This is a genomic window from Corynebacterium sp. KPL4072, from assembly GCF_037908395.1.
GTDB lineage: Bacteria > Actinomycetota > Actinomycetes > Mycobacteriales > Mycobacteriaceae > Corynebacterium > Corynebacterium kefirresidentii.
In genome coordinates this window covers 75652-98212 of record NZ_JBBMGE010000006.1, presented here as the reverse complement: position 1 = coordinate 98212, position 22561 = coordinate 75652, and the positions used below count along the sequence as shown (strand labels likewise).

Genomic DNA, 22561 nt, shown 5'->3' with positions numbered 1-22561 from the left:
CTCGAGAGCGTCAATTTATGATGCACCACACGTACCTTTGCGTACACTCAGTAATTTTGCATAGACTGTGCAATGTTTCTTATGAAATGCAATCTTTGCTCGCGGATCGCATATCCGCGCTTATCCGCGCGCATAACATTGCCCGTTCACTCGACTAGAAAGCACGCATATGTCTAAATTTCTCTACCGACTAGGAAGTTGGTCATACCGCAAGGTATGGCCCTTCCTGGCCTTTTGGCTTATCGTCTTGGTGGCCATGGTGGGCCTAACCGCCGGCTTTGCCAAGTCGCCGAACCCCAACTTCTCCATGCCGGAGATGGATTCGACCACCACCCAAGACAAGATGATGGAACGCTTTGGCCAAGACACCGATGCCATGAGCGCTCCCGAGGGCACAGTGGTTATCCAAGCACCGGAGGGCAAAGACCTCACCGATAAGCAGGTGGCCGGCGAGGTGGATAACCTCCTCGGTGACCTCAAGGACACCGGTGCGCTCAAGGACCAAGACAAGCTGGTCAGCCCGGTTATGGCCGCCGCTGGCATGGAAAAGCAAATGGGCGAAAAAATGAAGGCCCAGCACATGCCGGAGGAGCAGGTGAAGAAGAACCTGCAACAGCTCTCCCCTCTCAGCGAGGATAAAACTACCGGTACCGTCACTATTACCTTCAACTCCGACAATGTCATGGACATCCCGGAAGAGGATATGACTGCGGTAACGGATGTGTTGAACAAGTACGACGAGGGCGAGCTCACGGTCAAGTACCAGGGCAATGCTTTTAACTCCGCTGGTCAAGAGATGGGTGGCAGCGCCGAAATTATCGGCCTTATCGTTGCCGCAATCGTGCTGCTGATTACCTTCGGTTCCTTCGTCGCCGCCGGCATGCCGCTTATTTCCGCCATCATCGGTGTGGGCATCGGCATCCTTGGTGTGCAGGTTTCCACCGTATTCACGGATACCATTTCCGATATGACCCCGACCTTGGCCTCCATGATCGGCTTGGCGGTCGGCATCGATTACGCACTATTTATTGTTAACCGTTTCCGCAATGAGCTCATTACCTCCTCTGGCCTCAATGATCTTTCGCCTAAGGAACTAGCCGCAGAGCTCAAGAAGATGGATAAGGCCACCCGTGCTCACGCCATGGGCATGGCGCTGGGTACCGCGGGCGGTTCCGTCGTCTTCGCCGGCACCACCGTGGTCATTGCCTTGGCCGCTCTGACCATCATCGGCATTCCGTTCCTGGGCACCATGGCGATCGCCGCGGCAGCAACGGTCATCATCGCAGTGCTCGTTGCCAATACCTTTATCCCTGCCCTGCTGGGACTTTTGGGCACCAAGATTTTTGCCGGCCGCGTCCCCGGCCCCAAGGTGCCGGACCCAGAGGACGAAAAGCCCACCATGGGTCTGCGTTGGGTGCGCCGTGTGCGCGCCCATCCGTGGCTGCATCTTATCGCCGGCGTCGTCTTGCTGGGCATCCTGGCTGTACCATTCGCCCAGCTGCGCTTGGCCATGCCCACCGATGGCACCGCGAAGCCGGGTACCCCGCAGCGCGAGGCCTATGAGATTACGGCAGATGCCTTTGGCCCAGGCCGCAATGCGCCAATGATCGCCTTCGTTGACGTAGCTAACGTGTCCGAACAGGATCGCATGCCGGCGTTCCAAGACCTGCTGCAGGAATTCAATGGCACTTCGGGTGTAGAAAACGCCCAGATCGTGCAGACCACTGACAACGGTGATGCTGCACAGATCATGATCACGCCAACCACTGGCGCCACCGATGAAGAAACCACCGAGACCCTCAACCACCTGCGCGATTACCAGGGTGAGTTTGAAAAGACCGGTGGCTCCTACGGCATCACCGGCATCACCCCCATCTTCGATGACATTTCTGAGCGCCTCAATAACGTACTCATTCCTTATGTAGCCATCGTGCTGGGCTTGGCCTTTGTCGTCTTGATGCTGGTCTTCCGCTCCATCTGGGTGCCGCTTATCGCCGCAGCCGGCTTCGCGCTCTCCATGGCCGCCACCTTCGGCATCACCGTAGCCATTTGGCAGGAGGGTATGTTCGGCATCGTCGATGACCCGCAGCCGCTTCTTTCCTTCCTACCCATCATGCTCATCGGCCTTACCTTCGGCCTGGCCATGGACTATCAGGTTTTCTTGGTCACCCGCATGCGCGAGGGATTTGTCAATGGCAAGACGGCTGGCAACGCTACCTCCAATGGCTTTAAGCATGGCGCCCGCGTGGTAACCGCTGCGGCCCTAATCATGATTTCGGTCTTCGCCGCCTTCATTTTGATGGATGAGCCGTTTATTAAGACCATGGGCTTTGCCCTGGCTGCTGGCGTGCTTATCGACGCCTTCGTGGTCCGCATGATGATCATCCCGGCCACCATGTTCGTGCTGGATAAGAAGGCATGGTGGTTCCCACGTTGGTTGGATAAGATCACCCCAAACATGGATATTGAGGGAGAGGCTTTGCACTCTGAGCGCGAGGAGCTCTTGCGCACCCAACGAGAAAAGGTAGGCGAAACACACCGTGACTAGTCTGCGCGAAGAAAAGAAGCGAGCTACTCGTCAGGCCATGGCCGATGCGGCAGCGCGCCTCGTCCTCGAGGGTGGCGCTGAAGCTGCCACGGTTTCGGGCATAACTGCCGCCGTCGGGGTTTCCCCGCGCACCTTCCATAACTACTTCTCCTCGGTTTCTGATGCGCTGTTGTCCTTTGGCACCAATGTGCTTGCCGAGTTTTCTAAGGAAGTGCCCACCGTCTTTCCTAACTCATCCATTTCTGAATTCTTCGAACAGGTAACGCTCGATGCCACCGAAAATGAAGGAAAAGAGTTGCATTCCATCACCTCTCTTTTCACTATCGGCGAGGCTTTAGAAAACTTGAGCCATACCACCGAAGAGCGCCAACAATTCCAGGTCGTATCCGAGCAGGTTTTGGAAGCTTTCCACCAACGCGTTCCGGATAAATCGCGCTTTGAGGTCGCGGTCATCCTCCAGGCCTGTGCGGGCGCCGCCGCGGTGAGCATGAAAGAAATCCACCGCCGCTCCCAGGCCGAAGAATCACTGAGTGCTCACGCCAAGCATGAGATAGTACGCACGGCCTTTGCTGCCGTGCGCGCCATCGACTAGCTAGCCTAATGGGCGCTTTAATCCGTATGCTCGGCAGTAGTTATGGATAAGAAAGCCCCTATATCGAGCACCGCGCATAACGCCCGCTTCATTCAGGCGGGCGTTAATGCCGCATTTCAAGACCGCATTGGGAAGGCGACCGACGTGGAATTTAATTTCCTCGGCCCCTCCACGGATGGTAAAGGCGATTTTGTCACCGATCAGCTAGTGGAGGCGAGGATAAGTTCCACGCAGCAGGTTTCTGATTTCCGTGGCGTGCGGCTAGCCGTCATTTCTGCCGACACCTGGCACTGGACCACCACGGCCACCGAGAATTGTGCTGATTTGCCACAGAGTATCTCGATGACGAGAGACCCTGAAAGCATGATTGCTTTAGCTTCCCTCATCGTGGGCAATATGCCGATACTTCGCGCCCAGCAGGGTGAGCACGTGGCTATCGTTGCGGTAGATTTTCACCCTCGCCTGGAGTTTCGCCAGGCCCTGCTGCACGGCCTGCGGCACAGCAGAGCGGACGAGGATGAAAAGGCCCCTACCCTCACCCTTGCTCGTTACTTGGACATGGACTCCACCGAGGAAGAGCCGTACGTGCATTTTTCCGATGGCACCACGGTGTGTTTCGAACCAGCCGACCACGGCGTGCACAAGATTTCCAGCATCACCCCGGGTTTTAGCGCCACCAGCATCCTCGAGGATGCCTTTTATCTCGGTGTGGAGAACCAACTCTATTTCCAGGGCCGTTTCCCCGCCGCCACAATTGACCTCGATGTAGACAAGGCCACCGCTACCGTGTCCTATCGCGGTGGGCAGTTTGCGGCGAAGGCGGTGCTTATAGCCACCATATCCGCTGAGGAATTCACCTGGGCTTGGGCCGATCCTTCGCTTAAGGACTCTGCGGCCGCCCGGTGGGCAGGCAGTTTGGCACGCTTTGGCATGAACGAGGTCGTCCCCGAGTTGGTTCGCCCACACCTTCCGCTCCAGCTGGCGCGCAGGCAACAACTGCCCCACCTGGCTTTGCCTATCCTTGGCATCTGGACGCTGGCTGGCACTACGCTTTCCGACGGCCGCGTGGGCCTCGTCCTCCTCGATGCGCCGGAGCTGCACTTGCCCAAGCCTACGCCCACCGCCACAGCGGCAACGTTAGAAGTTAGCCCTCCCGATTGGCTCGATGCAGATCGTGCCCGCGCCGCCTACGCGTCATTTCGCGGGGTGGACGTGTAGGGCGCTGCGGATGGCGTCCACGTCGACGTCGTCAAGCGCAGCTGGCTCAAACGCTGCATCGTTGGTTTTGTCTACCAAAACCGCACGCACTCCCTCGGCGAAGTCCGCCCGCCGATACATAAAGGCGCCCAGATTGGTTTCCATGTCCAGCGCCTCCCGCACGCTGCTGCACTCCTGCTCGGCGCGGAATAGCTCCATGGCTGCGACGATAGAGGTGGGGCAGGCCTGCGCAGTCAGCTCCCCTACCAGCTGCTTGAGCTCTGGGTGACTATCCAAGGCCGCGGTGATATCCTGCCAGGTCTCGTGGGAGAAGGCGTCTTCGATGGAATCAATAAGCTCAATCAAAGCGGGCTCACCCGCGGGTTCGGTGGCGTGCTGGGTTAGCGCTGCGGCCATGCCCTGCTCAATTACCGCGTGAGCAAAAGCCTCTGCGTCTGCCACGTAGTGAGTGGCCAACCCACTCCACAGGAGGTCTGCGGCGTACATGCGATACCCGGTAATACCCCAGAACTTCGCTAGCTCGGGCGAGGCCTTTCCGCGCGTTCCCACCGCGCGCTGGGCGGCATAGGCCATGCCTACGTCGGTGACGTAGCCGATATTCATCTCTGGCATAGAAGCAAAGGTCTTATCCGTAACTACTCGATGGGATCCATGGGCGGAGATACCCAGGCCACCTCCCATAGCGATGCCATCGATGAGCGCGATAACTGGCTTGGGATACTCCGCGATATCGCCGTTTAAGGTGTATTCATCCGCAAAGAACGTGTCGACTTCGCCTAATTTTCCTTCCAGGACCCCTTCGCGGGCATAGCGGACGTCACCACCGGCGCAATATGCCTTTGGGCTGGCCGAGAGAAAAAGCACCTGCTCCACCTCATCGTTTTCACGCCACTGCGCTAGCGACGCCGCGATGAGTTCTACCATCTCCGGGGTGAGGGAATTGAGAGCCTTGGGACGGTTGAGTTCAATCACTCCGGTATGGTTACGGATTGAGGACACGATGGGTGAAGCGTTGGTCATACCCCCTAGTGTGACACACAGCTCACCCCCTTAGCCACCATTGATTGATTCACAGATAGGTTCGGATTTTGCTCCCACAGCTCATCGCCCTGGATATGGACGGCACCCTACTGGACGGCAACGGCCAGCTTCCACCAGATTTTTCCGCGATCAGCACCCGCGCCCGCCAGCTCGGCGTCACCCTAGTACCAGCCTCGGGCCGCCAGCTTGCCACCCTGCAGGAGATGTTTCCGCACGAAGACACCTTCATTGCAGAAAATGGCTCCGTCGTCGTGCACGATAATCGGGTCATTAGCGCTACTACCCTGCCCACCGCGGCAGTGCGCGCCGCCGTTTCCGCTCTCCGCACTGTCGACGCCGCGCATACCGTAGTGCTGTGTACCCCAGATACCGCCTTTGTCCACAAGGGCGCCGATGAGCAGGCCCGCGCAGAAATTTCCAAATACTACAGGTCAGTGGAATGGGTAGATGATCTCGATGGCCTTCTCGATGCGGACATCATCAAAATCGCGGCTTACTGCGCCGACGGCAGCGAAAAGCACCTCCACCAGCCTCTCCTCGCGGCCGTTCCGGAGCACAATATCGCTATTTCTGGCGCCGTATGGCTCGACGTTATGGCCGCTGGCGTTAATAAAGGCGAAGCGTTACACACCATGGCCAAGCTCCTCGCGGTTCCCATGTCTCGCACCGCCGCCTTCGGCGATTTCCTGAATGACTATGAGCTCCTCCGCGAGGCCGGCACTGCTATCGCAATGGAAAATGCGCACCCAAAATTAAAAGCAATCGCCGATCTCATAGCCCCACCCAATACCGAATTTGGTGTCATGACAGTCCTGCGTCAGCTTTTTGACAGCGAAGAGTCCTAGAATCGAATTTTCGTCTCCGGCCCGCGTGCCGCTTCTTTACTTCACCCTCATGGGAGAAAACCTCGTACGCAGGCTAAAATAGTCCGTTTAGAAAATATACGTAGTGCTTTGGGAGTTTTTGTGAAGCAGATTTTGCGCTCACTGCTGGGCAAGAAGAAACCTGGGCGTTCAGATGAACCACGCCCATCGGTCTATCAGGCAGTAAAGCCCAAAGCTGGCTCCACCAGTACATCTCGCCCTTCTGAGAACAAGGCCTCCGCGCCCCAAAAATCAGACAACACCGAGTCCACCACCGGTGCAAAGCCCACGACGCCGCAAGGCAAGTCCAAGGACCAAGCCAAGGAGAAGCCTACAAAGGCCCCCGAGGCCAAACCCGCGGCTGAGGGCACCCCCCGCCCCAGCACCGCGAAACCGCACGCTTCTCAGACCAATTCCGCTCAACCGCAACAGGTTAAGCGGTCCGCGCAGACACCTGCAGCCAAGGAGCCAAAGGCCAAGCCTGCCACTCAAAAGTCTGCGCCTAAGCCTGCCGGCGCCAAGCAAGACGCGCCAGGGGTTTCTCCTAAAGCAGCTACAAAGAAGCAGGCAGAATCGCGCGCGCCGGAAAAGAAGCCACAGCGCAACGCACATGAGCCGGTTCAGCGTCCACGCCGCGGTGCGAATTTTAGTACCCCGCCTTCCCAGGCCGCCTCAAAAGACGACTCTGCCCGTGGTGCTTCCCCTAAACCTGCCGCAAAGCCTTCTCGGCAAGAGACCGGAAGGCCCTCACAGCAGGCTCGGCCTGCCACGCAAAAGCCAGCGCAGCCTCCCAAGCCATCCACTCCGCCTAGCGCAAAAAAGGCTTCCCAGAAAGCGGCGGCACCGCGCTCGTCCGCAACTGAAGCAAAGACGGTTTCTAAACCGGCCGCACAACAAAAATCCCAGCCGCAACAGCCCAAGCCTGCCACCACCAAACCGTCCCCAAGTAAACAGCAAACGCACAAGCCAGGCCCACAGAAACGCGTACAGGCACACCCGACAAAGGAACAGTCCAAGCCACAGCCATCATCACCTAAGAAGAAGGCTCAGCCTTCTAATCGTTCCCAGCCATCTCAAGGCAAAAGTTCATCGCGCACGCCTACGGCACCACAGCAGAAGTCTGCCCCAGCAGCATCATCGAACGCCCCAGCGCCGAAGAAGGGCACCACTGCCCCAAAGCCACAGGAAAACACCCCAAAGGGCGCAGCGAACGCTCCCCAAAAGCAAACTAAGCCGGCTCAGAATAAATCCGCCGCCAAGGAGGAGAAGGCAGCGCCAGCAAAGCCTCAGCAAGGCAGCCCTTCACAAACCAACCTCCACAAGCAGCAGCCGCAGGGACAGCAGCCACGGCCCAAGGAGTCTATGCCACAGGGCAAGGCCAAGAAGGCTACAAAGCTGCGTCCACAGGTAAAGCCAAACGATATCAGCCGCGGATTGGCCCGAAAGTCACAACAGGTAGGCACTCCCACCCCGGCTCAGCAAAATCCAGCACGCGCTGCCCAGAAGTCAAAGGATAAGCAACAGCCTGAACAGCCTCAGCCGAAGCAGGTAAAGCCCCAAGCTGCTTCTAAGGGAGCATCTGCCAAGGCAGGCAAGTCCGCGGCTGAGGGCGCCATCGCGGGCTCGGGTGCGGTAGCCGCTACCGCCGCAGAGAAGAAGCGCGAAAACGCGCAGTCGCCCCAGTCACAGCAACCAGCGTCCGATAAGAAAAAGGCCCAAGCTGTGGCGACGCAGGCACCAGCGGCTGCGAATAAACCTGCACCTCAGAAGGCTCCGGCTGGGCAGTCAGAAGGCAAGTCCAAATATCCGCTTCAAAAACAGACCAAGGACCCTGAGGCGCTGGCGACACCGCCGGAGAGCAAGGTAGTCAAGAAGAAGCGCCATGCCCGCCTCCGCCAGGTCAAGGGGCTTGACGGACTGCGCGGCCTCGCGGTCATTGCCGTGGTGCTCTATCACTTCTTCCCTGCCCTCCTTCCCGGAGGTTACTTGGGCGTTGACCTCTTTTTCGTCCTTTCCGGATTCCTCATCACCTCGTTGCTGGTGCGTGAATTCCGTACCTCCGGCAGGATTAGCTTGAAGGACTTCTGGGTGCGACGATTCCGGCGTATCCTCCCAGCCGCAGTATCAGTTCTCGTCATGTGCACCGCACTGGTGGCATGGATCGGCGGGGACTTAGCGGTGGGCTTGCGCCAACAGTTCTTGGGCACTTTGTTCTTTGTCAATAACTGGACACAGATTGCGACCTCCCAGTCCTACTTCGCGGACAATGAGATTCAGGTCTTTGCCCACTATTGGTCGCTGGCCGTGGAAGAGCAGTTCTATGTAATTTGGCCGCTCCTTATCACGGGCATTTTCCTCATTTCTCGCCATAAGCCGCGCCGACTTCCTATCCTCGTGTCCACGCTTTTAGCCCTCGGATCCGCCGTGGCCATGGCGCTTATCTTCGTGCCCGGTGAGGACCCGACGCGTGTCTACTACGGCACAGACACCCACGCTTTTGGCCTGCTCACTGGCGCCGTGCTGTCTCTCCTGATGACTTCTACCCAATCGAATCCACAGGCCGATTCTTGGGCCGCGGCGGGCAAGGCTGAATCCCGCATCGCTGGAGTCATCGGCACTTTGGCTCTCATCGGCTACGGTGCGCAGCTATTCCTCATGCCGGATGACGCGGAGTTCACCTACCGCGGTGGGCTCTTCCTCACCAGCGTGCTCGGTGTCCTTATGGTGTGGGGCGTGGTCCGCGAATACGGTCCTATGACCCCGCTATTTAGGACCAAGGTCATGCGCTGGTTTGGTCAGCGCTCCTTCTCGCTATATCTCTGGCATTGGCCGGTCATCATGATGCTCAAGGCGCTTTTCGAGGGCAACCAGAATTCCGATAAATCGTGGATTCTGGGCCTGGTGGCCGTACCTATTTCGCTGCTACTGTCCGAGATTTCCTACCAGTTCATTGAGAATCCTTTCCGCCGCGGCGGCTATAAGAAGACATGGAACACCTACTGGTCGTCCCGCCCAGGTTTTAGCGAATTGCGCGACGGATTTGGCAAAACCATGTGGCCGGTAGTCCCGTTCCTCGTCATCGCCTCGGTGGCCGGGGTAGTCTACGGCGTAATTAACTCCAGCGATAAGACCGAGTTGGAGCAGCAATTAGAGCAGCTTCAGCAGCAGAACCAGAGCAGCAACAATGCTCCGGCTCAACCTAATGATGCTGCCCCGCAGCCGCCTGTCGCGGGCGACGCCGACAAGGACGACTCGAAGAATACGAAGACCCGCCCCATGCCGCAGGGCAAGGACATTACCGCCATCGGTGACTCAGTGATGCTGGCTTCTAGCGGCGCCCTCAAACAACGCTTCCCGCAGATTTACGTCGACGCAGACGTATCCCGCCACTACACTGCAGGCATTCAGATTCTGCAGCAACTCAAGGATTCCGGAAAGCTGCGCAATACCGTCTTCCTCGGGTTCGGTACCAATGGCCCTGCCTTCCCGGATCAGATCAAGGAAGCTCTCGATATCATCGGCAAAGACCGCACCGTTGTCATGGCTGTACCCTATGGTGACCGTGAATGGATGTCCCAGTCCCAGCAGGATGTCCTCGACGCAGCCAAAGAATACGACAATGTATACGTCGCTGACTGGTGCGGACACGCTCAGAGCGACCCCGCAATCCTCTATTCCGATGGTGTTCACCCAATGCCAGAGCGCACCGGCGAGTACTCGGACGCATTCTACGATGCTCTGCAGCAGTACTCGAAATACGACAAGACCGTGTCCTCGCAGTGCGTGCCGCAGTAAGGCAAAGGCAATATGGGGAGGTAACGGCGTCGGCAAGCGCCTAGCCCCTCCCCCGCCCTTCGCGCTCACGGAGGGCTCGTGCTCCACGGATAGCAACGACCACAGTGAGCGCGAAGGGTAGTGAGCTAAAGGAAAAGGCTCGTCTTCTACCACGTGGTAGAGGACGAGCCTTTTCTCTTTAGGATTAGTCGACGGAAAATTCGCCCATCTTGTCCCAGCCGGTGCGGCCGTCAATATGGACGTTAATGATGTCTGGGGTTTCCACGAGGTACTTCGGGAACTCCTCGGTCGAGCGCTGGAAGTGCTCGCTCTGGACGTGCTCGACATCCTTGCCGTCGGCGTAGGACTCCAGAAGCAAGAAACGCTGACGATCTTCTGGATCGCGGAACCACTTGAAGTCGATGCAGCCCGGCTCTGCATTGCAGGCCTCGGTGTACCAGTTGATTTCATCGAGGAAGGTCTCTGCGTATTCGGGCTTGACGTGGAACTGTACGTTGATCAAAATCATGCCCCGATTCTACCGGCGCCGTGCGGCTTCGTCATCGTTGCAGATGAATGCTAAGAACGCGGCGGAATCGAGGCTTGGGGAAAAGTTTAGTTGAGGAAGAACTCCGCAACATAGATGTAGGTCCCGTCGTAGGCGGTTGCCACGCCAAAGCCGTGCTGGGGAGCAGCGTTGACCGGGACATCGCGGTTGAACCAGTTCAGGCGATCTTGCGCCTGCTGTTCGCTAAGGCGACGAACTGTGCCCTGGCCCTCGTCCTTGTGATTCAAACCGTGAGCAATGCCGCCCTTGTACTCAAGCTTGCCGGCAGCACCTTGATTGGCCCATTCCTGGGCGATAGCCGCTGCACGCGCATCTTTATGGTGCCCAGCCTTTTCGAGGTGGGCGGTGGTGGCGGCGCCTAGCTGGCCGGCAACCTTGGGCGCCTGGCCCACCGGTTTGGCGAGGAATTCTGGCAGCGGGATATTGTACTTCTCAGCCAGCTCATAGGCCTGCGGCGGCAGGGTGAGGCGGAAATCTTCTAAAGCGGCGAAAGGATCAGAAGAAAGCTGCTGAGCCTGCGAAGAAGCCTGCTGGATCTGTGGCGGCAAGGCCGGCTGAGCAGAGGCCACGGTGGAAGTACCGGTGACGACAAAAGCGGTGGATACGGTGGCTACGATTGCGCGGTGAGAAAGCTTCATGCCCTCCACCGTGCCATAAAGCACAAGCAGTGTGGAAGGCGTTTCCGTGGTGCTCAGGCATTTCGATACAACTTTGTTATGGTCCCCCGTGTCTTATGACCGACAGAGATAATGGGACAATTGCCCACAGCGAATTTTTCTTTAGTACTGCGAAAGGTTGTTGACTGTTGCTGGACGTATTGACCGGTTTTGCAATCATTTTCGTAGTCATCGGTGTGGGATTTGTGCTGGCGCACAGGGGCGTTATTGGCAAAGGCGAGGCACGATTGCAATTCAATCGAACGGCCTTTTGGGCGGCCACGCCGGCACTCATTTTCTCCAGCGTGGCTAAATCCGATACCTCTGCCTTCGTGTCCCCAGTGGTGGCTGTTATAGCTGCTGCATCCATCGCCACCATGGCGTTGTATTGGCTGTGTAGCCAGTTATTCTTTTCCCGCAGCGGTGCCGAAACCATGGCCGGTGCCGCAGCGGCAAGCTATTACAACTCAGTCAATATCGGTCTGCCCATCGCTACCTATGTCATTGGTGATGCCACGTATGCTATCCCGGCCTTAGTTCTGCAAATGGCGGTGCTTTCTCCGTTTATCATCGCGGGGCTCAATGCGCAGGGTACAAGCCTGCAATCTATATGGCGCTCCGTAGTCTCAGGGGTTACCGCGCCCGTAGTGTTGGCAGCGGTGGCGGGATTCATAGTCTCCGCGGCAAGGTGGCAGGTACCGGAAGTAGTAATGAAGCCACTGGAGATTCTGGGCGGCGCCTCTATCCCCATGATTCTCATGAGCTTTGGTGCCTCTTTAAAGGGCGACGCGCTGCTGGAGGAAGACCGCCTGCCCACCATTACCGCGACGGTATTGAAGTTGGTGGGAATGCCCGCTATCGCGCTGGCCGTTGGTGCAGCGCTAGGTCTTGACGGCGCGGAGTTGTATGCTGCGTTAATTCTGGCTGCCTTGCCCACGGCACAGAACGTGTACAACTATGCCGCCACCTATGAGGTAGGAGAAACCGTAGCCCGGGATACGGTTTTTCTCACGACCTTCCTCTCGCTGCCGGCGATGTTGGCGATCGCGGCCCTATTTGGCTAAACACCTAGTAAACGCCGACGTCGAGCGCGGCGAATTCGTGCTGTAGCTCATCGGGGTCGATGGCTCCTGCCACGTCTGGACCTGCGATGGCGGCAAAGCCATCAAGTACCGATGCTCCATAGTTGTGACCGTGCCCATCGGAAACGTCTTTTGCACCGGGCAGATCGGCCGCCACTTGGAGAGAGGAGATGATGGGCATCCATCGCATCACGCGCTCGGCAGAAGACGGCGTCCGTTCGCGCATCCAATCCGGCTCTTTGAAAGCCATCTGTGGAGACCACCAGGCCACTGGGTCCGAGGGATGTTGGATATAGAGCATGCGGGTGCGTCCCCACTCTTCTTCCGGCACCGGTCCCCACTGGCGTACCTGCGCGTCATCGTTAGCAAAACGCACCACGAGGCCCCCGGCGTATTCGGGGGAAATTTCGGAGGATCCGGGATCACGCCTTTCCACAAATTGCGTGCGTAGGCGATTGAAGTGCGGCGGGCCGGTAAGGAGGATTCCGTCCACAGAATTGGCAATATCACGCACTCCAGAAAACGCTGCTTCGATGCCCGTAGTACCCAAGGATTCGCCGTATAAGTAGAGCTTCGGGCGCTTGCGTTCTGGCAGACCGTTCCACCAGTCCACGATGGGGTTGATGAACTCTTCCCCGGCGCGCTCTACCTGGCCACCGCCCGATAGGAAGTGCAGGGCGGAAGGCATAGCGGAGTATTGGGCAGCCGCAATGGCGGTATCGCCACCGTAGAGTAGTTCGAAGGCTTGAGCAGAATAGGAAGACACCCAGCCCGTACCGGTGGTCATAATGAGAAGCAGGGCTTTGCGGTCTTGGGCGTGGGTGCGCTCGAGTTCGTCGATGAGCAGCTGCGCTCGCTCCTCATTCGAGTCACGATTGCCCAATCCGGCATAGGCGCGGATGGGTTCCTTGGCAGGCTTTCCGCTTACCTTCTCCAATTCCGCGCGGTGCGCACCGGAAGAAAGGAAACGCGAGCCCTGCAGGCCCACGCCGTTCCAGTCCACACGGGACTGCGGGGAACCACTGCGCTCTGCGGACATGGGCCGCTTCATGGCGGGATCGGGGTCGGCGTTTTGAGCGGTAAAGATCCTCTCGCCCACGCCAACGATGGCGCCAGGGATGAGGTTTTCCACGGTATACGTGCCCACTAGGGCAACGATGAGCACCGCACCCACGACGCGGTAGGCGGCGCGAAAGCGGTGGGGAAAGTGGCTGGAGAGCCAACGCACGCAAAAGCGCAGCACGCGCAGAATAAAAAGGAAAGCAGTGAATACTGCAAGAGCGAGCGGAACCACAAGAAGATAGCTGGCAATGGTCGGCGCTGGGGCGGCTAGGGCATCTGCAAGTTGACGCTGCCAGCGCACGGCGAAGACCGCAAAGCCCACCATCCACAGCACAAAAACTCCGGTGGCGATGCGAGAAGCAAGGCGGTAGCGCCGGGGCGGCCACGTGGTGGCATCGAGCCAGGAATACCGTGGTGCCGCATAACGCACTACGAGGCGGTACCACACGTGTTTGAGGGCAATACCCAGCGTATAACCAAGTCCTGCGGCAATGCCGGAGACCAGCCCTTGGTAGAGCCAGTCACGCGGCAGGAGGGATGGGGTAAGGCCTAGGGTAAAAAGCGCCGCAGCGCCGATAATGCCCCACAGGTCAAGGTGGCCGACGATATCGGCGATGCGGGCTTCTACCCTTCGAGCTTCTCCCCCAACTCTAGCCATTCCATCTCCAGTTCCTCGTAGGCGCTACGGTTGTCCTTTAGTTCTCCGTCTAGCTCGGTCAAGGCTTGAGTGTCGACCTTTTCCGCGGCAGTCGCCATCTTCTCATTAATCTGCGCGGCCGCCTTCTCGAGCTTGTGCATCTTGCGCTCCAGCGCGTTCATTTTCTTGGTGATTTCGCGCTCTTGCTGGGAAGAGAGCTTCTTTTCCGGCTTAGGAGCAGAGCTGTCTGGCTTCTTTTCGCCCAAGTTGAGCGCGCCGGAGTTGTGTTGCGCCTCAAGTGCGGCGCGCTTGCGCAGGTACTCATCGATGCCGCCGGGAAGGTTGGTGAGTTTGCCATCGCCAAAGAGCGCATAGGTATTGTCCGCGATGCGCTCAATGAGGTAGCGATCGTGCGAGATAACCACCATCGTGCCCGGCCAAGAGTCAAGGAGAGACTCCAGTTCCTGTAGGGTATCGATGTCGAGGTCGTTGGTGGGCTCATCGAGCAACAGCACATTGGGCTCGGCCATCAGTACGCGGGTGAGCTGCAAGCGGCGGCGCTCGCCGCCGGAGAGATCCCCCACCGGGGTGCGCTGGCGCTTGGCGGAAAACCCTAGGCGCTCAGCAAGTTGGGAGGCAGAAAGTTCCTTTTTGCCGAGCTGGACATAGGTGGCAACGTCCTCGACGGCGTCGATAAGCCGACGCTGCGGATCCAAGTCATCGAGCTCTTGGCGCAACCAGCCAAGGCGCACGGTTTGGCCCTCGATGCGCTTGCCGGCCGCCAGCTCGTATTCGCCGGCCATGGTGCGCAGCAGCGTGGTCTTGCCGGAGCCATTGACGCCTACCAAACCAATGCGCTCGCCGGGGGCTAGGCGCCAGGTAAGGTGATCCGCCAAGGTGCGACCGTCTGGGGACTTCACGGTGGCATCCTCAAGCTCGATGACCACGCGGCCTTGGCGCTGCTTAGAAAAGGCCATGAGCTCGACCTTATTGCGCGGCTCCGGCACGTCTGCGATGAGCGCCTCGGCAGCTTCAATCCGGTAGCGCGGCTTGGACGTGCGGGCAGGCGCGCCACGACGCAACCATGCCAGCTCTTTGCGGGCGAGGTTCTTGCGTCGCTGTTCCATGGCATCGGCCTGGCGGGCGCGCTCGGCGCGGGCGAAGGTCCAATCGTTGTAGCCGCCCTCGTAGGTATCAACCACGCCATCGTGGACTTCCCAGGTCCACGTGGCTACGGTGTCGAGGAACCAGCGATCGTGGGTGACCACGACTACGGCCAAGTTGCGCTTAAGGAGGTGATCTGCGAGCCACTGCACTCCCTCCACGTCAAGGTGGTTGGTGGGCTCATCGAGCACCACGAGATCCAAGTCCTGTACCAGCGCGGCGGCTAGGTTCACGCGGCGGCGCTCGCCACCGGAGAGTGAGCCAACTGGGGTATCCAATCCCAAATCCACAATGCCCAGGCCGCCCAAGACATCGCGCACCTTGGCATTTGATGCCCACTCATAGGTTTCCAGTTCGAGGGGTTCGATAATGACTTGGGCGATGGTCAGTTCATCGGGTAGATCGAAGCGCTGGGTGACCACGGCCATGCGTAGATCAGAGGTATGGGATACGCGGCCGGCATCGGGTGGTTCGATGCCGGTAAGTACCTCCAGCAAGGTGGTTTTGCCACCGCCATTAACGCCGACGATGCCGATGCGATCGCTGCTTTGCACACCTAGGGACACCCCGTCTAAAAGGGTTTTTAATCCATAAGTTTTGCTGACTTGCTCGAGGTTAATCAGGTTTGCCATAACGAGTGTCCATCTTAATACCTCCCTGCCTGTACCCCCGCATTTCTGCAAACTATTGCTATTGATTTTCAAGTCCAATACTCTGCCAATGTATGAAACGCTACACACTTTCTCTCTGCGCCGTGCTTTCCACTGCGGCGATAGCCATCGCTTCCTGCTCTGCCCCCACCGAGGAAGAAAAGGACTCACTGCACTCCCACGACCACGCACATAGCGAGGCCAAGCATGCCCATGAACACGACCATGACCATGACCACGAGCACGGCCATGACCACGCCGGACACTCACACGAAGGCTTTGAAGCCGAAGAGGGAGAAACCGAGGTAGCCCAGCTGCCCACCCGCATCGTTATCTCCCATGCGGATGGTCTAACCGCCTATGACGCCAAAACGGGCAAAGTAATCGGCGAGGACAAGATGAATGCCTTCCTTCGTCTCAGCGATGCCGGCGATAATCGCCACGTCATGGTGACTAAGGGCGATAGCTTCCTCACCTACGACACTGGGCGCATCACCAAGGGCCATGGCGATCACAACCACTACTACACCGCTGAGCCCGCGCTTGGCGACGCCCCCATTAAGGCACCGCATGCCGGCCACGTGGTCCACCACGATGGCTTTACCGCACTATTTTCCGATGGTGATGGCGTGGCAAAGATTTATAAGACCGAAGACATTGGCAAAAAGGACGCCCAGCCAGTCAATACCGTTGACACCGGGGCCGCACACCACGGCGTGGCCGTACCGCTGAAGGATGGCTCGGTGGTCATCACTAAGGGCACCGAGGACGAGCGCCACACCATCCAGCATCTGGATAAGGAGGGCAAAGTTCTTACTGAGACCACCAAATGCCCTGGTGTCCACGGCGAGGCTGCCGCTGGAAACGGCAATATTTTCTTTGGCTGCGAGGACGGCCCGGTGGTCTTTGATGGCAAGGAGTTCCACAAGGTAGACGCCTCTGCTTATGCCGGTGCAGGCGGCTACCAGCGCTCTGGCAATGCCGCCGGTTCGGAAGAATCCGATGTCATCCTGGCCGATAATAAGACCGACAAAGACGCAGAGCTCGAACGCCCTACCTCCGTAACCTTGGTAGATACCAAGGATTTTTCGGCCAAGAAGGTAGACCTCGATGCTTCTTATTGGTTCCGCTCCCTAGCCCGCGGCCCGCTGGGCGAGGCACTTGTGCTGACCACCGACGGCAAACTCAACGTCATCGACCCAGATTCCGGTGAAATCACCAAGCAGATTGATGCCATCTCCCGGTGGAAGGAAAACAAGGAATGGCAGCAACCAGGACCTATCCTTCAGGCTGCCGATGGCTATGCCTTTATCACTGACGCCCAGAAGAAGCAGCTCGTAGTCATTGACCTCTTGCAGGAAAAGGAAGTCAACCGCTTCGACCTCGACATCGAGCCCACCGAAATGACGGTGCTCTAGCTACAGCACCACGGCGCCGCTAGCTGGCCCCTTGGTAGCCACTCCCTTGGTTCCGGGAATCTCCACCGTCACTTGGGACACTACTTCCTGAGCTTCTTCTGCCCCAGCGCAAAGGAAGGCACAGGTCGGACCACTGCCGGAGACAATCCCTGCTAGGGCTCCGGCGGCCACACCGGCCTCCAGGGTCTTGCGCAGGTCTGGGCGCAACGACAGCGCTGCCGGCTGCAAATCGTTATGCAAGTGCTGCGCCACTCGGTGCGGATCGCCCGAGATGAGCGCCTGCGATACCGCTGCGGTGTCCATGTGTGGCTCACCTCCGCGGCCCTTTTCCCGCATCTCATCGAGCTTATGAAAGACCTGCGGGGTAGAAAGCCCACGGTCCGAGGCGATGAGCGCCCAATCGTAGGTACCGCGCGTCATCATCGGGGTCAGCTGCTCGCCGCGCCCCGTGCCGAGCGCGGTGCCTCCCAGCAAGGTGAAGGGAACATCCGAGCCCAATGCCGCGCCCAGCGCGTCTAGGATTGGCTCCCCCACCGAATCGATGCCGTAATAGCCGCCATAGCAGCGCTCGGCCAATCGCAGCGCGGCCGCCGCATCCGCCGAACCACCTGCCATGCCACCGGCGGTAGGAATGGCTTTGTGAATTTCCAGCGCTACCTCCGGCAGCGCCTTCGGCCCATGGGTGCTGTACAGGTACTGCATGATACGGTTTACCGCGGTCCACGCTAGGTTCGTATAGTCTTCTGGCACGCCCTGCGCGTGAGGGCCTGTAACCTTCAGGCCCTGAATGCGTGGCTTATCTACCTCGGGGTTCCCCAAGTCAGTCAGCGTTACTGTGTCATGTAGCTCTAAGGACTGAAAAACACTGGCAAGCTCATGAAACCCATCCTCTCGCGGTTCCTCCACTCCCAGGTGAATATTGACCTTGGAGTGAGCCCGCGCCGTGTAGACGAATGGTTCGTTATCGATGGGGGCGGTCATTAGATTCCTGCCAATCGTACGAAGTCCTCTACGGCGAGCTTTTCGCCGCGTTGCTTCGGATCGATGTCCGCAGCTCGCAATGCTTCCTCGGCGGCTGCTCCCGAACCAAAGTGACCCGACAATGCCGCACGCAGGGTCTTGCGGCGTTGGGCAAAGGCGGCGTCAATAACCGGCCAGACCTTAGCACGCGACTCGTCAGTGACGGGCCAAGGAGCAGAGTCGAAGACGTCAATACGCACCAGCCCAGACTCAATATTGGGCGCAGGCCAAAAGACGTTCTTACCAATAGTGCCCGCCTTGGAGACCTTGCCATAAAATCCCGCTTTGACCGAAGGCACGCCGTACACCTTGCTGCCCGGCTGCGCAGCTAGGCGGTCCGCCACCTCTAGCTGGACCATAACCAGCACGCGACGAATGGAAGGGAAAGTCTCCAATAGGTGCAGCAGCACCGGGACGGCGACGTTATACGGCAAGTTGGCTACCAGAGCGGTCGGCTCAGTGACGTCAGCTTCTGTTACCCGCAGTGCATCCTTTTCCACCACCCGAAGGCGCTGGGCATATTCCGGGGCGCGCTCAGCCACGGTATCGGGCAGCTGTGCAGCCAGGCGTGAGTCGATTTCTACCGCGGTAACTTCTTCCACAGCCTCTACCAGGCCGAGGGTTAGCGAGCCCAAGCCCGGCCCCACCTCGAGGACGCGGTCTGCGGGATCCAACTCGGCCGCAGCGACGATGCGCCGAATGGTATTCGGATCATGCAGAAAGTTCTGCCCTAGCTTCTTCGTGGGCACAATGTTGAGCTTCTCCGCGAGGGCGCGGATCTCTACGGGGCCCAAAAGCGCGGCGCCGGTGGAATCAGTCATGCCTTCTAACTTAGTAGAAGAGATGAAAAAGCCGCACACCACTTAGGTGTGCGGCGATAAAGCGCTTCAGTCTAGCGCAGGCCCAGCTTGGAAGTACATGCCGGCCAAGCGCCCCAACCCTGCGCCGCCTGCACCTTCTGTGCCACGGCAATCTGTTGCTCGCGGGAAGCCTGCCATGCCTCCGGTGCGTACTCGGTGCCACCGAATGCGGCCCAAGTGGATGGAGTGAACTGCAGGCCACCGGAGAAGCCATTGCCGGTATTGATAGCCCAGTTACCGGTAGCCTCGCACTGTGCGATGGAATCCCAGACGGAGCCATCGGCGACAGCCGGAGCAGCAGCACCAGAGTTACCGCCCTCCTCTGGCTTTTCTTCTTCGGCCTTCTTGGTGCCGCGGGCGATGGTGGCAGCCTTAGGCTCTACGGTCACCTTTTCTTTGATGACGTCATTAGATTCCTTGGCGCCGTCCTTCATCACCAGCTTGCGAGTGATAACGCGCTTGCCCTTAACGCCTTCCTCGCGGACCTCTTCGGTGCCCTCTTCCAGCTCCGGGTCATCAACAAAGTTAGGCTCGGCTTCGAACTCTTCCTCAGAGTCATAGGTCGTAGTGGAAACCTGATCCACCTTGATGGACATGCCATCGGTAACCTTGGTGTCCTTGGACGGGAAGACACGATCATCGTCATCAACGTCGATATTGCGCGCCTTAAGAACGTCCTCGACGGTCTTAGCAGCAATCTTGGTATAAGTTACCTTGCCACCATCATTAATCTTGACGATCTTCGGGGAAACGACCTCTAGGTCCATGCCCTCTTCCAGCTGGGCATCCTGGTCCACGTCAGCGTCACCGGACTTGACGGAAGCGCCCTTGGCCACGCCGCTCAAGTTACCCAATAGGTCAGAAACGGTGAGGTCGGTGGTGGACAACTGCTGCTGCACGCCGTCGATAGTCACGGCCACCGGCTTGGCGGTGCGAACGGAGATCTCATCGCCATCGCCCACAGACTCGGACGGTGCCGGGTAGACGATGTCTTCCTCGCTCACCTGAACGCCAGCTGCCTCCAGCGCGCCGTCAACGTCTTTGGCAAAGGTAGCCAGTTCCACCTTGTCGCCGTTAACGTCCACGGTGACATCCTTTTGTGCCGCAACGGCAACGACGCCGCCCACGGCCAAGGTACCCAAGACGCCACCCGTTGCCAGGCGCAGTGGCAGCGAGCGGGAGTTATTGATGCGCTTGATTTGATGAGGTGACATGCTGAATGAATCTCCGATAGTGCAGGTTTCAACAATTATTAGAGTTTAGGCCAGCAAGAATTTCCGCGCAGGCAATTGCATTGCTCAGATCTGCTGCTGCCGCACCGTGGGCGGCGCTGCGGATCCCTAAAACCTAAACGAACGATTAATAACAATACGATAACAGCAACATAAAGTCGAGAACCAATTCGCCACATGCCTCACTGAGCACACAACCGCCACACCAAACACCCACGCCACCCCTGGCCAGCGGGTTTTGAAATTGTGAAAACCATCACCCAGGAGTTAGCCCAGGCCGTAGACGCGGTCAAAGGTTTCGTTAACCTCCGCCGCTAGCGCCTGCACCGTCTGGTGGCGTACACGGGCGATGCATTCATATGTGTGCCCGATAAGAGCCGGTTCATTGCGTTGGCCGCGGAAGGGTTCTGGCGTCATATACGGTGCATCAGTTTCCACCAGCAGCTGGCCGGCCGGCGCCTTGGCAGCCGCCCGCCGCAGCTCGGCGTTGCGCTTAAAGGTTACGTTGCCGGCAAAGGACAACACGTAGCCGCGCTCCAAGGCCTCCTCTGCTACCTTCAGCGGCGAGGAGAAGCAGTGCAGCATGACGGTGTGGGGAGCGGGGGCGTCGGCAAGGATGCGCAGCAAGTCCGCATCCGCTTCGCGGTTGTGGATCATCAGCGTCTTGCCATGGCGCACTGCAAGGTCAATATGCCACCGCAGGGATTCCTCTTGCTGGGCCATGGTCGCGGTGGTCTCTGGCTCATGCTGCACCCAGTACGCATCCAGTCCGGTCTCCCCCACCGCGACGCAGCGCGGATCCGCCACCATCTCTTCCAGCGCTGCCTTGGTCGGCGCATCCAACTCATTAGCGCGCACTGGGTGGATGGCACAGGCAGCATAAACATCCGGGAAGGCATGTGCAGTCGCCAGAGCCGCTGCCGATTCGCGGCGGTCATCACCAACCGTCACCATGCGGCTGATACCGGCGGTGCGTGCGCGATTCACCAGCACTTCATCGGTGTCCTTGTGCGAGAAAAGATGCGTGTGCGCATCAATAAGGCCACTGAGGCCCGGTGCCGGAACGGGAGTGGGTCGTCGCTTCTTTTTAGCCATGCACGCAATTGTAATATTGGCTGCCATGTTGATCAGACCCGCCGGCCTTGCGGATGTGCCCGCCATGACCGAAACCCTCAACTGGGCCATCGCACACACCGACGTCATCTTCCGCGCTACCCCGGCCAGCATCGCAGAGCGCGAAGACTACCTACGCGAGCTGTGGGAAAAGGACTGCCCATGCCTCGTCGCGGAGTCCGATTCTGGCGACTACCTGGGGTGGGCGCTCTACCACCCCTACCGCGATCCGCAGGTATGGACAGGCTGTTATGAAACCACCATCTATCTTTCCCCCACCGCTCAGGGCCAAGGCGTAGGCACTGCTTTACTTGGCGCCTTGGTAAAGGCGGCGCGCGCCGATAAAAAGGTTCATTCGCTGCTCGCCCTCATCGTCTCCACCAATGCGGCATCACTTAAGTTGCATGAAAAGTTTGGGTTTGAAAACGTGGGTATTCTTAAAGAGGTTTGCTACAAGTTCGATCGTTGGCTGAGCCTCACCCACCTACAACTTCTGGTGTAAAGGAATTTCTATGCATATCCGCCCTGCCGAGCTTGCCGACGCCCCCGCGCTCACCGCCATCTACAACGCCGGCTCCGCAGCGAAACCCGCCGCCAACCTGGTCACCTGGCAAGAAGATGTGGCTGACCGTGAAAAGTGGCTCAAGGAGATGTTTGAGGCCGGCTCCCCGGTCTTCGTAGCCGTACACGATGATGAAATCATTGGTTGGGCCGCCTATTTCCAGTTCGTGACCCCTGCCATCTATTACGGCACCGTCGAAGATTCCGTCTACATTGCTCCCTCCGCCCAGGGCAAGGGCGTAGGCTCCGAGCTTCTCGACGCCCTCATGGACTACGCCGCTGATGACAGCTACGTACAGACGATGATCACCTATATCGTCGATACCAACGAAGGCTCTATCGCCTTGCATAAAAAGTTCGGCTTTACCGAGACCGGCCGTATGCCGAATATCCATACCAAAGACGGCGTCCGCCTCGGCCTGGTACACCTCCAGCGCGATTTCCAGCGCTAACCGCCAGGTTTTTCCCCGCCGCTCCGCGCCCCTCAGCACTGGAGCACACA

General features: G+C 58.6%; 18 protein-coding genes. 9 read left to right on the top strand and 9 right to left on the bottom strand.

Annotated features, from left to right (window positions below; genetic code table 11):
* Positions 1 to 169: 169 nt before the first annotated feature.
* Genes WMP97_RS07730 through WMP97_RS07720 form a run of 3 tightly spaced genes read left to right on the top strand, consistent with a single transcriptional unit; the run spans position 170 to position 4358 of the window.
* A complete protein-coding gene (locus WMP97_RS07730) occupies positions 170 to 2548 on the top strand; it encodes an MMPL family transporter (protein ID WP_340440214.1) in 2379 nt (792 codons plus the stop codon).
* Entirely contained in the window at positions 2541 to 3140 is a 600-nt protein-coding gene (locus WMP97_RS07725; RefSeq protein ID WP_239207993.1) for a TetR/AcrR family transcriptional regulator, read from the top strand. Before WMP97_RS07730 ends, WMP97_RS07725 begins: the two co-directional genes overlap by 8 nt.
* 42 nt (positions 3141 to 3182) lie before the next feature.
* Positions 3183 to 4358 (top strand): DUF6882 domain-containing protein, encoded by a 1176-nt coding sequence (locus WMP97_RS07720; protein ID WP_239207992.1) that lies wholly within the window; start codon positions 3183 to 3185, stop codon positions 4356 to 4358.
* On the opposite strand, the gene WMP97_RS07715 is transcribed toward WMP97_RS07720, so the two are convergent.
* Positions 4335 to 5378: a 3-hydroxyisobutyryl-CoA hydrolase gene (locus WMP97_RS07715; protein ID WP_340440213.1), complete on the bottom strand. Its 1044-nt coding sequence runs from the start codon at positions 5376 to 5378 to the stop codon at positions 4335 to 4337. The two genes, WMP97_RS07720 and WMP97_RS07715, sit on opposite strands and share 24 nt — an antisense overlap.
* A 68-nt stretch (positions 5379 to 5446) precedes the next feature.
* Here WMP97_RS07715 and WMP97_RS07710 point away from each other — a divergent pair, with 68 nt between their 5' ends.
* Both WMP97_RS07710 and WMP97_RS07705 read left to right on the top strand, forming a co-directional pair.
* Positions 5447 to 6244 carry an HAD family hydrolase gene (locus tag WMP97_RS07710; RefSeq protein WP_340440212.1) on the top strand — a complete coding sequence of 266 codons (798 nt, stop codon included), beginning with the start codon at positions 5447 to 5449 and terminating at the stop codon, positions 6242 to 6244.
* Positions 6245 to 6364: 120 nt separating this feature from the next.
* Positions 6365 to 10057, top strand: coding sequence for an acyltransferase family protein (locus WMP97_RS07705; protein ID WP_340440211.1), 3693 nt, complete (start codon positions 6365 to 6367; stop codon positions 10055 to 10057).
* Positions 10058 to 10241: 184 nt separating this feature from the next.
* Here WMP97_RS07705 and WMP97_RS07700 read toward each other — a convergent pair whose 3' ends face one another.
* Both WMP97_RS07700 and WMP97_RS07695 read right to left on the bottom strand, forming a co-directional pair.
* A complete protein-coding gene (locus WMP97_RS07700; RefSeq protein ID WP_023021947.1) occupies positions 10242 to 10565 on the bottom strand; it encodes a putative quinol monooxygenase in 324 nt (107 codons plus the stop codon).
* Positions 10566 to 10651: 86 nt separating this feature from the next.
* Complete coding sequence (locus WMP97_RS07695) at positions 10652 to 11242, bottom strand: hypothetical protein (RefSeq protein ID WP_340440210.1); 591 nt, start codon at positions 11240 to 11242, stop codon at positions 10652 to 10654.
* A 167-nt stretch (positions 11243 to 11409) separates the two neighbouring features.
* On the opposite strand from WMP97_RS07695, the gene WMP97_RS07690 reads away from it, so the two are divergent.
* Positions 11410 to 12324, top strand: coding sequence for an AEC family transporter (locus tag WMP97_RS07690; protein ID WP_284798989.1), 915 nt, complete (start codon positions 11410 to 11412; stop codon positions 12322 to 12324).
* 4 nt (positions 12325 to 12328) lie between these two features.
* Here WMP97_RS07690 and WMP97_RS07685 read toward each other — a convergent pair whose 3' ends face one another.
* Positions 12329 to 14062 (bottom strand): alpha/beta hydrolase, encoded by a 1734-nt coding sequence (locus WMP97_RS07685; protein WP_340440208.1) that lies wholly within the window; start codon positions 14060 to 14062, stop codon positions 12329 to 12331.
* Positions 14029 to 15837, bottom strand: a complete 1809-nt coding sequence (locus WMP97_RS07680) for an ABC-F family ATP-binding cassette domain-containing protein (protein ID WP_340440207.1) — start codon at positions 15835 to 15837, stop codon at positions 14029 to 14031. The genes WMP97_RS07685 and WMP97_RS07680 overlap by 34 nt, the downstream gene beginning before the upstream one ends.
* 92 nt (positions 15838 to 15929) lie before the next feature.
* Between WMP97_RS07680 and WMP97_RS07675 the strand changes: the two genes are divergently transcribed.
* Complete coding sequence (locus tag WMP97_RS07675; RefSeq protein ID WP_200287925.1) at positions 15930 to 17273, top strand: hypothetical protein; 1344 nt, start codon at positions 15930 to 15932, stop codon at positions 17271 to 17273.
* Here WMP97_RS07675 and WMP97_RS07670 read toward each other — a convergent pair whose 3' ends face one another.
* The 4 genes from WMP97_RS07670 to WMP97_RS07655 form a co-directional block, all read right to left on the bottom strand.
* A complete protein-coding gene (locus WMP97_RS07670; RefSeq protein WP_200287928.1) occupies positions 17274 to 18254 on the bottom strand; it encodes a 4-(cytidine 5'-diphospho)-2-C-methyl-D-erythritol kinase in 981 nt (326 codons plus the stop codon).
* On the bottom strand, positions 18254 to 19114 hold the full coding sequence (gene rsmA / locus WMP97_RS07665; protein WP_301732748.1) for a 16S rRNA (adenine(1518)-N(6)/adenine(1519)-N(6))-dimethyltransferase RsmA: 861 nt from the start codon (positions 19112 to 19114) through the stop codon (positions 18254 to 18256). Before rsmA ends, WMP97_RS07670 begins: the two co-directional genes overlap by 1 nt.
* A 71-nt stretch (positions 19115 to 19185) precedes the next feature.
* The gene (locus WMP97_RS07660) at positions 19186 to 20367 is read right to left on the bottom strand and encodes a resuscitation-promoting factor (protein ID WP_023021955.1); all 1182 of its coding nucleotides are present in this window, start codon (positions 20365 to 20367) and stop codon (positions 19186 to 19188) included.
* 285 nt (positions 20368 to 20652) lie between these two features.
* Positions 20653 to 21480, bottom strand: a complete 828-nt coding sequence (locus tag WMP97_RS07655) for a TatD family hydrolase (protein ID WP_232212582.1) — start codon at positions 21478 to 21480, stop codon at positions 20653 to 20655.
* A 25-nt stretch (positions 21481 to 21505) separates the two neighbouring features.
* On the opposite strand from WMP97_RS07655, the gene WMP97_RS07650 reads away from it, so the two are divergent.
* A complete protein-coding gene (locus WMP97_RS07650; RefSeq protein WP_239205262.1) occupies positions 21506 to 22000 on the top strand; it encodes a GNAT family N-acetyltransferase in 495 nt (164 codons plus the stop codon).
* A gap of 10 nt (positions 22001 to 22010) precedes the next feature.
* The gene (locus WMP97_RS07645; protein ID WP_023021958.1) at positions 22011 to 22511 is read left to right on the top strand and encodes a GNAT family N-acetyltransferase; all 501 of its coding nucleotides are present in this window, start codon (positions 22011 to 22013) and stop codon (positions 22509 to 22511) included.
* Positions 22512 to 22561: the final 50 nt, after the last annotated feature.

Bases quoted from the DNA above. Each gene is read 5' to 3' on its own strand.
- WMP97_RS07730 (WP_340440214.1), top strand. From the start codon at position 170: ATGTCTAAATTTCTCTACCGACTAGGAAGTTGGTCATACCGCAAGGTA.
- WMP97_RS07720 (WP_239207992.1), top strand. From the start codon at position 3,183: ATGGATAAGAAAGCCCCTATATCGAGCACCGCGCATAACGCCCGCTTC.
- WMP97_RS07715 (WP_340440213.1), bottom strand. From the start codon at position 5,378: ATGACCAACGCTTCACCCATCGTGTCCTCAATCCGTAACCATACCGGA.
- WMP97_RS07700 (WP_023021947.1), bottom strand. From the start codon at position 10,565: ATGATTTTGATCAACGTACAGTTCCACGTCAAGCCCGAATACGCAGAG.
- WMP97_RS07695 (WP_340440210.1), bottom strand. From the start codon at position 11,242: ATGAAGCTTTCTCACCGCGCAATCGTAGCCACCGTATCCACCGCTTTT.
- WMP97_RS07685 (WP_340440208.1), bottom strand. From the start codon at position 14,062: ATGGCTAGAGTTGGGGGAGAAGCTCGAAGGGTAGAAGCCCGCATCGCC.
- WMP97_RS07680 (WP_340440207.1), bottom strand. From the start codon at position 15,837: ATGGCAAACCTGATTAACCTCGAGCAAGTCAGCAAAACTTATGGATTA.
- WMP97_RS07675 (WP_200287925.1), top strand. From the start codon at position 15,930: ATGAAACGCTACACACTTTCTCTCTGCGCCGTGCTTTCCACTGCGGCG.
- WMP97_RS07670 (WP_200287928.1), bottom strand. From the start codon at position 18,254: ATGACCGCCCCCATCGATAACGAACCATTCGTCTACACGGCGCGGGCT.
- rsmA (WP_301732748.1), bottom strand. From the start codon at position 19,114: ATGACTGATTCCACCGGCGCCGCGCTTTTGGGCCCCGTAGAGATCCGC.
- WMP97_RS07660 (WP_023021955.1), bottom strand. From the start codon at position 20,367: ATGTCACCTCATCAAATCAAGCGCATCAATAACTCCCGCTCGCTGCCA.
- WMP97_RS07655 (WP_232212582.1), bottom strand. From the start codon at position 21,480: ATGGCTAAAAAGAAGCGACGACCCACTCCCGTTCCGGCACCGGGCCTC.
- WMP97_RS07650 (WP_239205262.1), top strand. From the start codon at position 21,506: ATGTTGATCAGACCCGCCGGCCTTGCGGATGTGCCCGCCATGACCGAA.
- WMP97_RS07645 (WP_023021958.1), top strand. From the start codon at position 22,011: ATGCATATCCGCCCTGCCGAGCTTGCCGACGCCCCCGCGCTCACCGCC.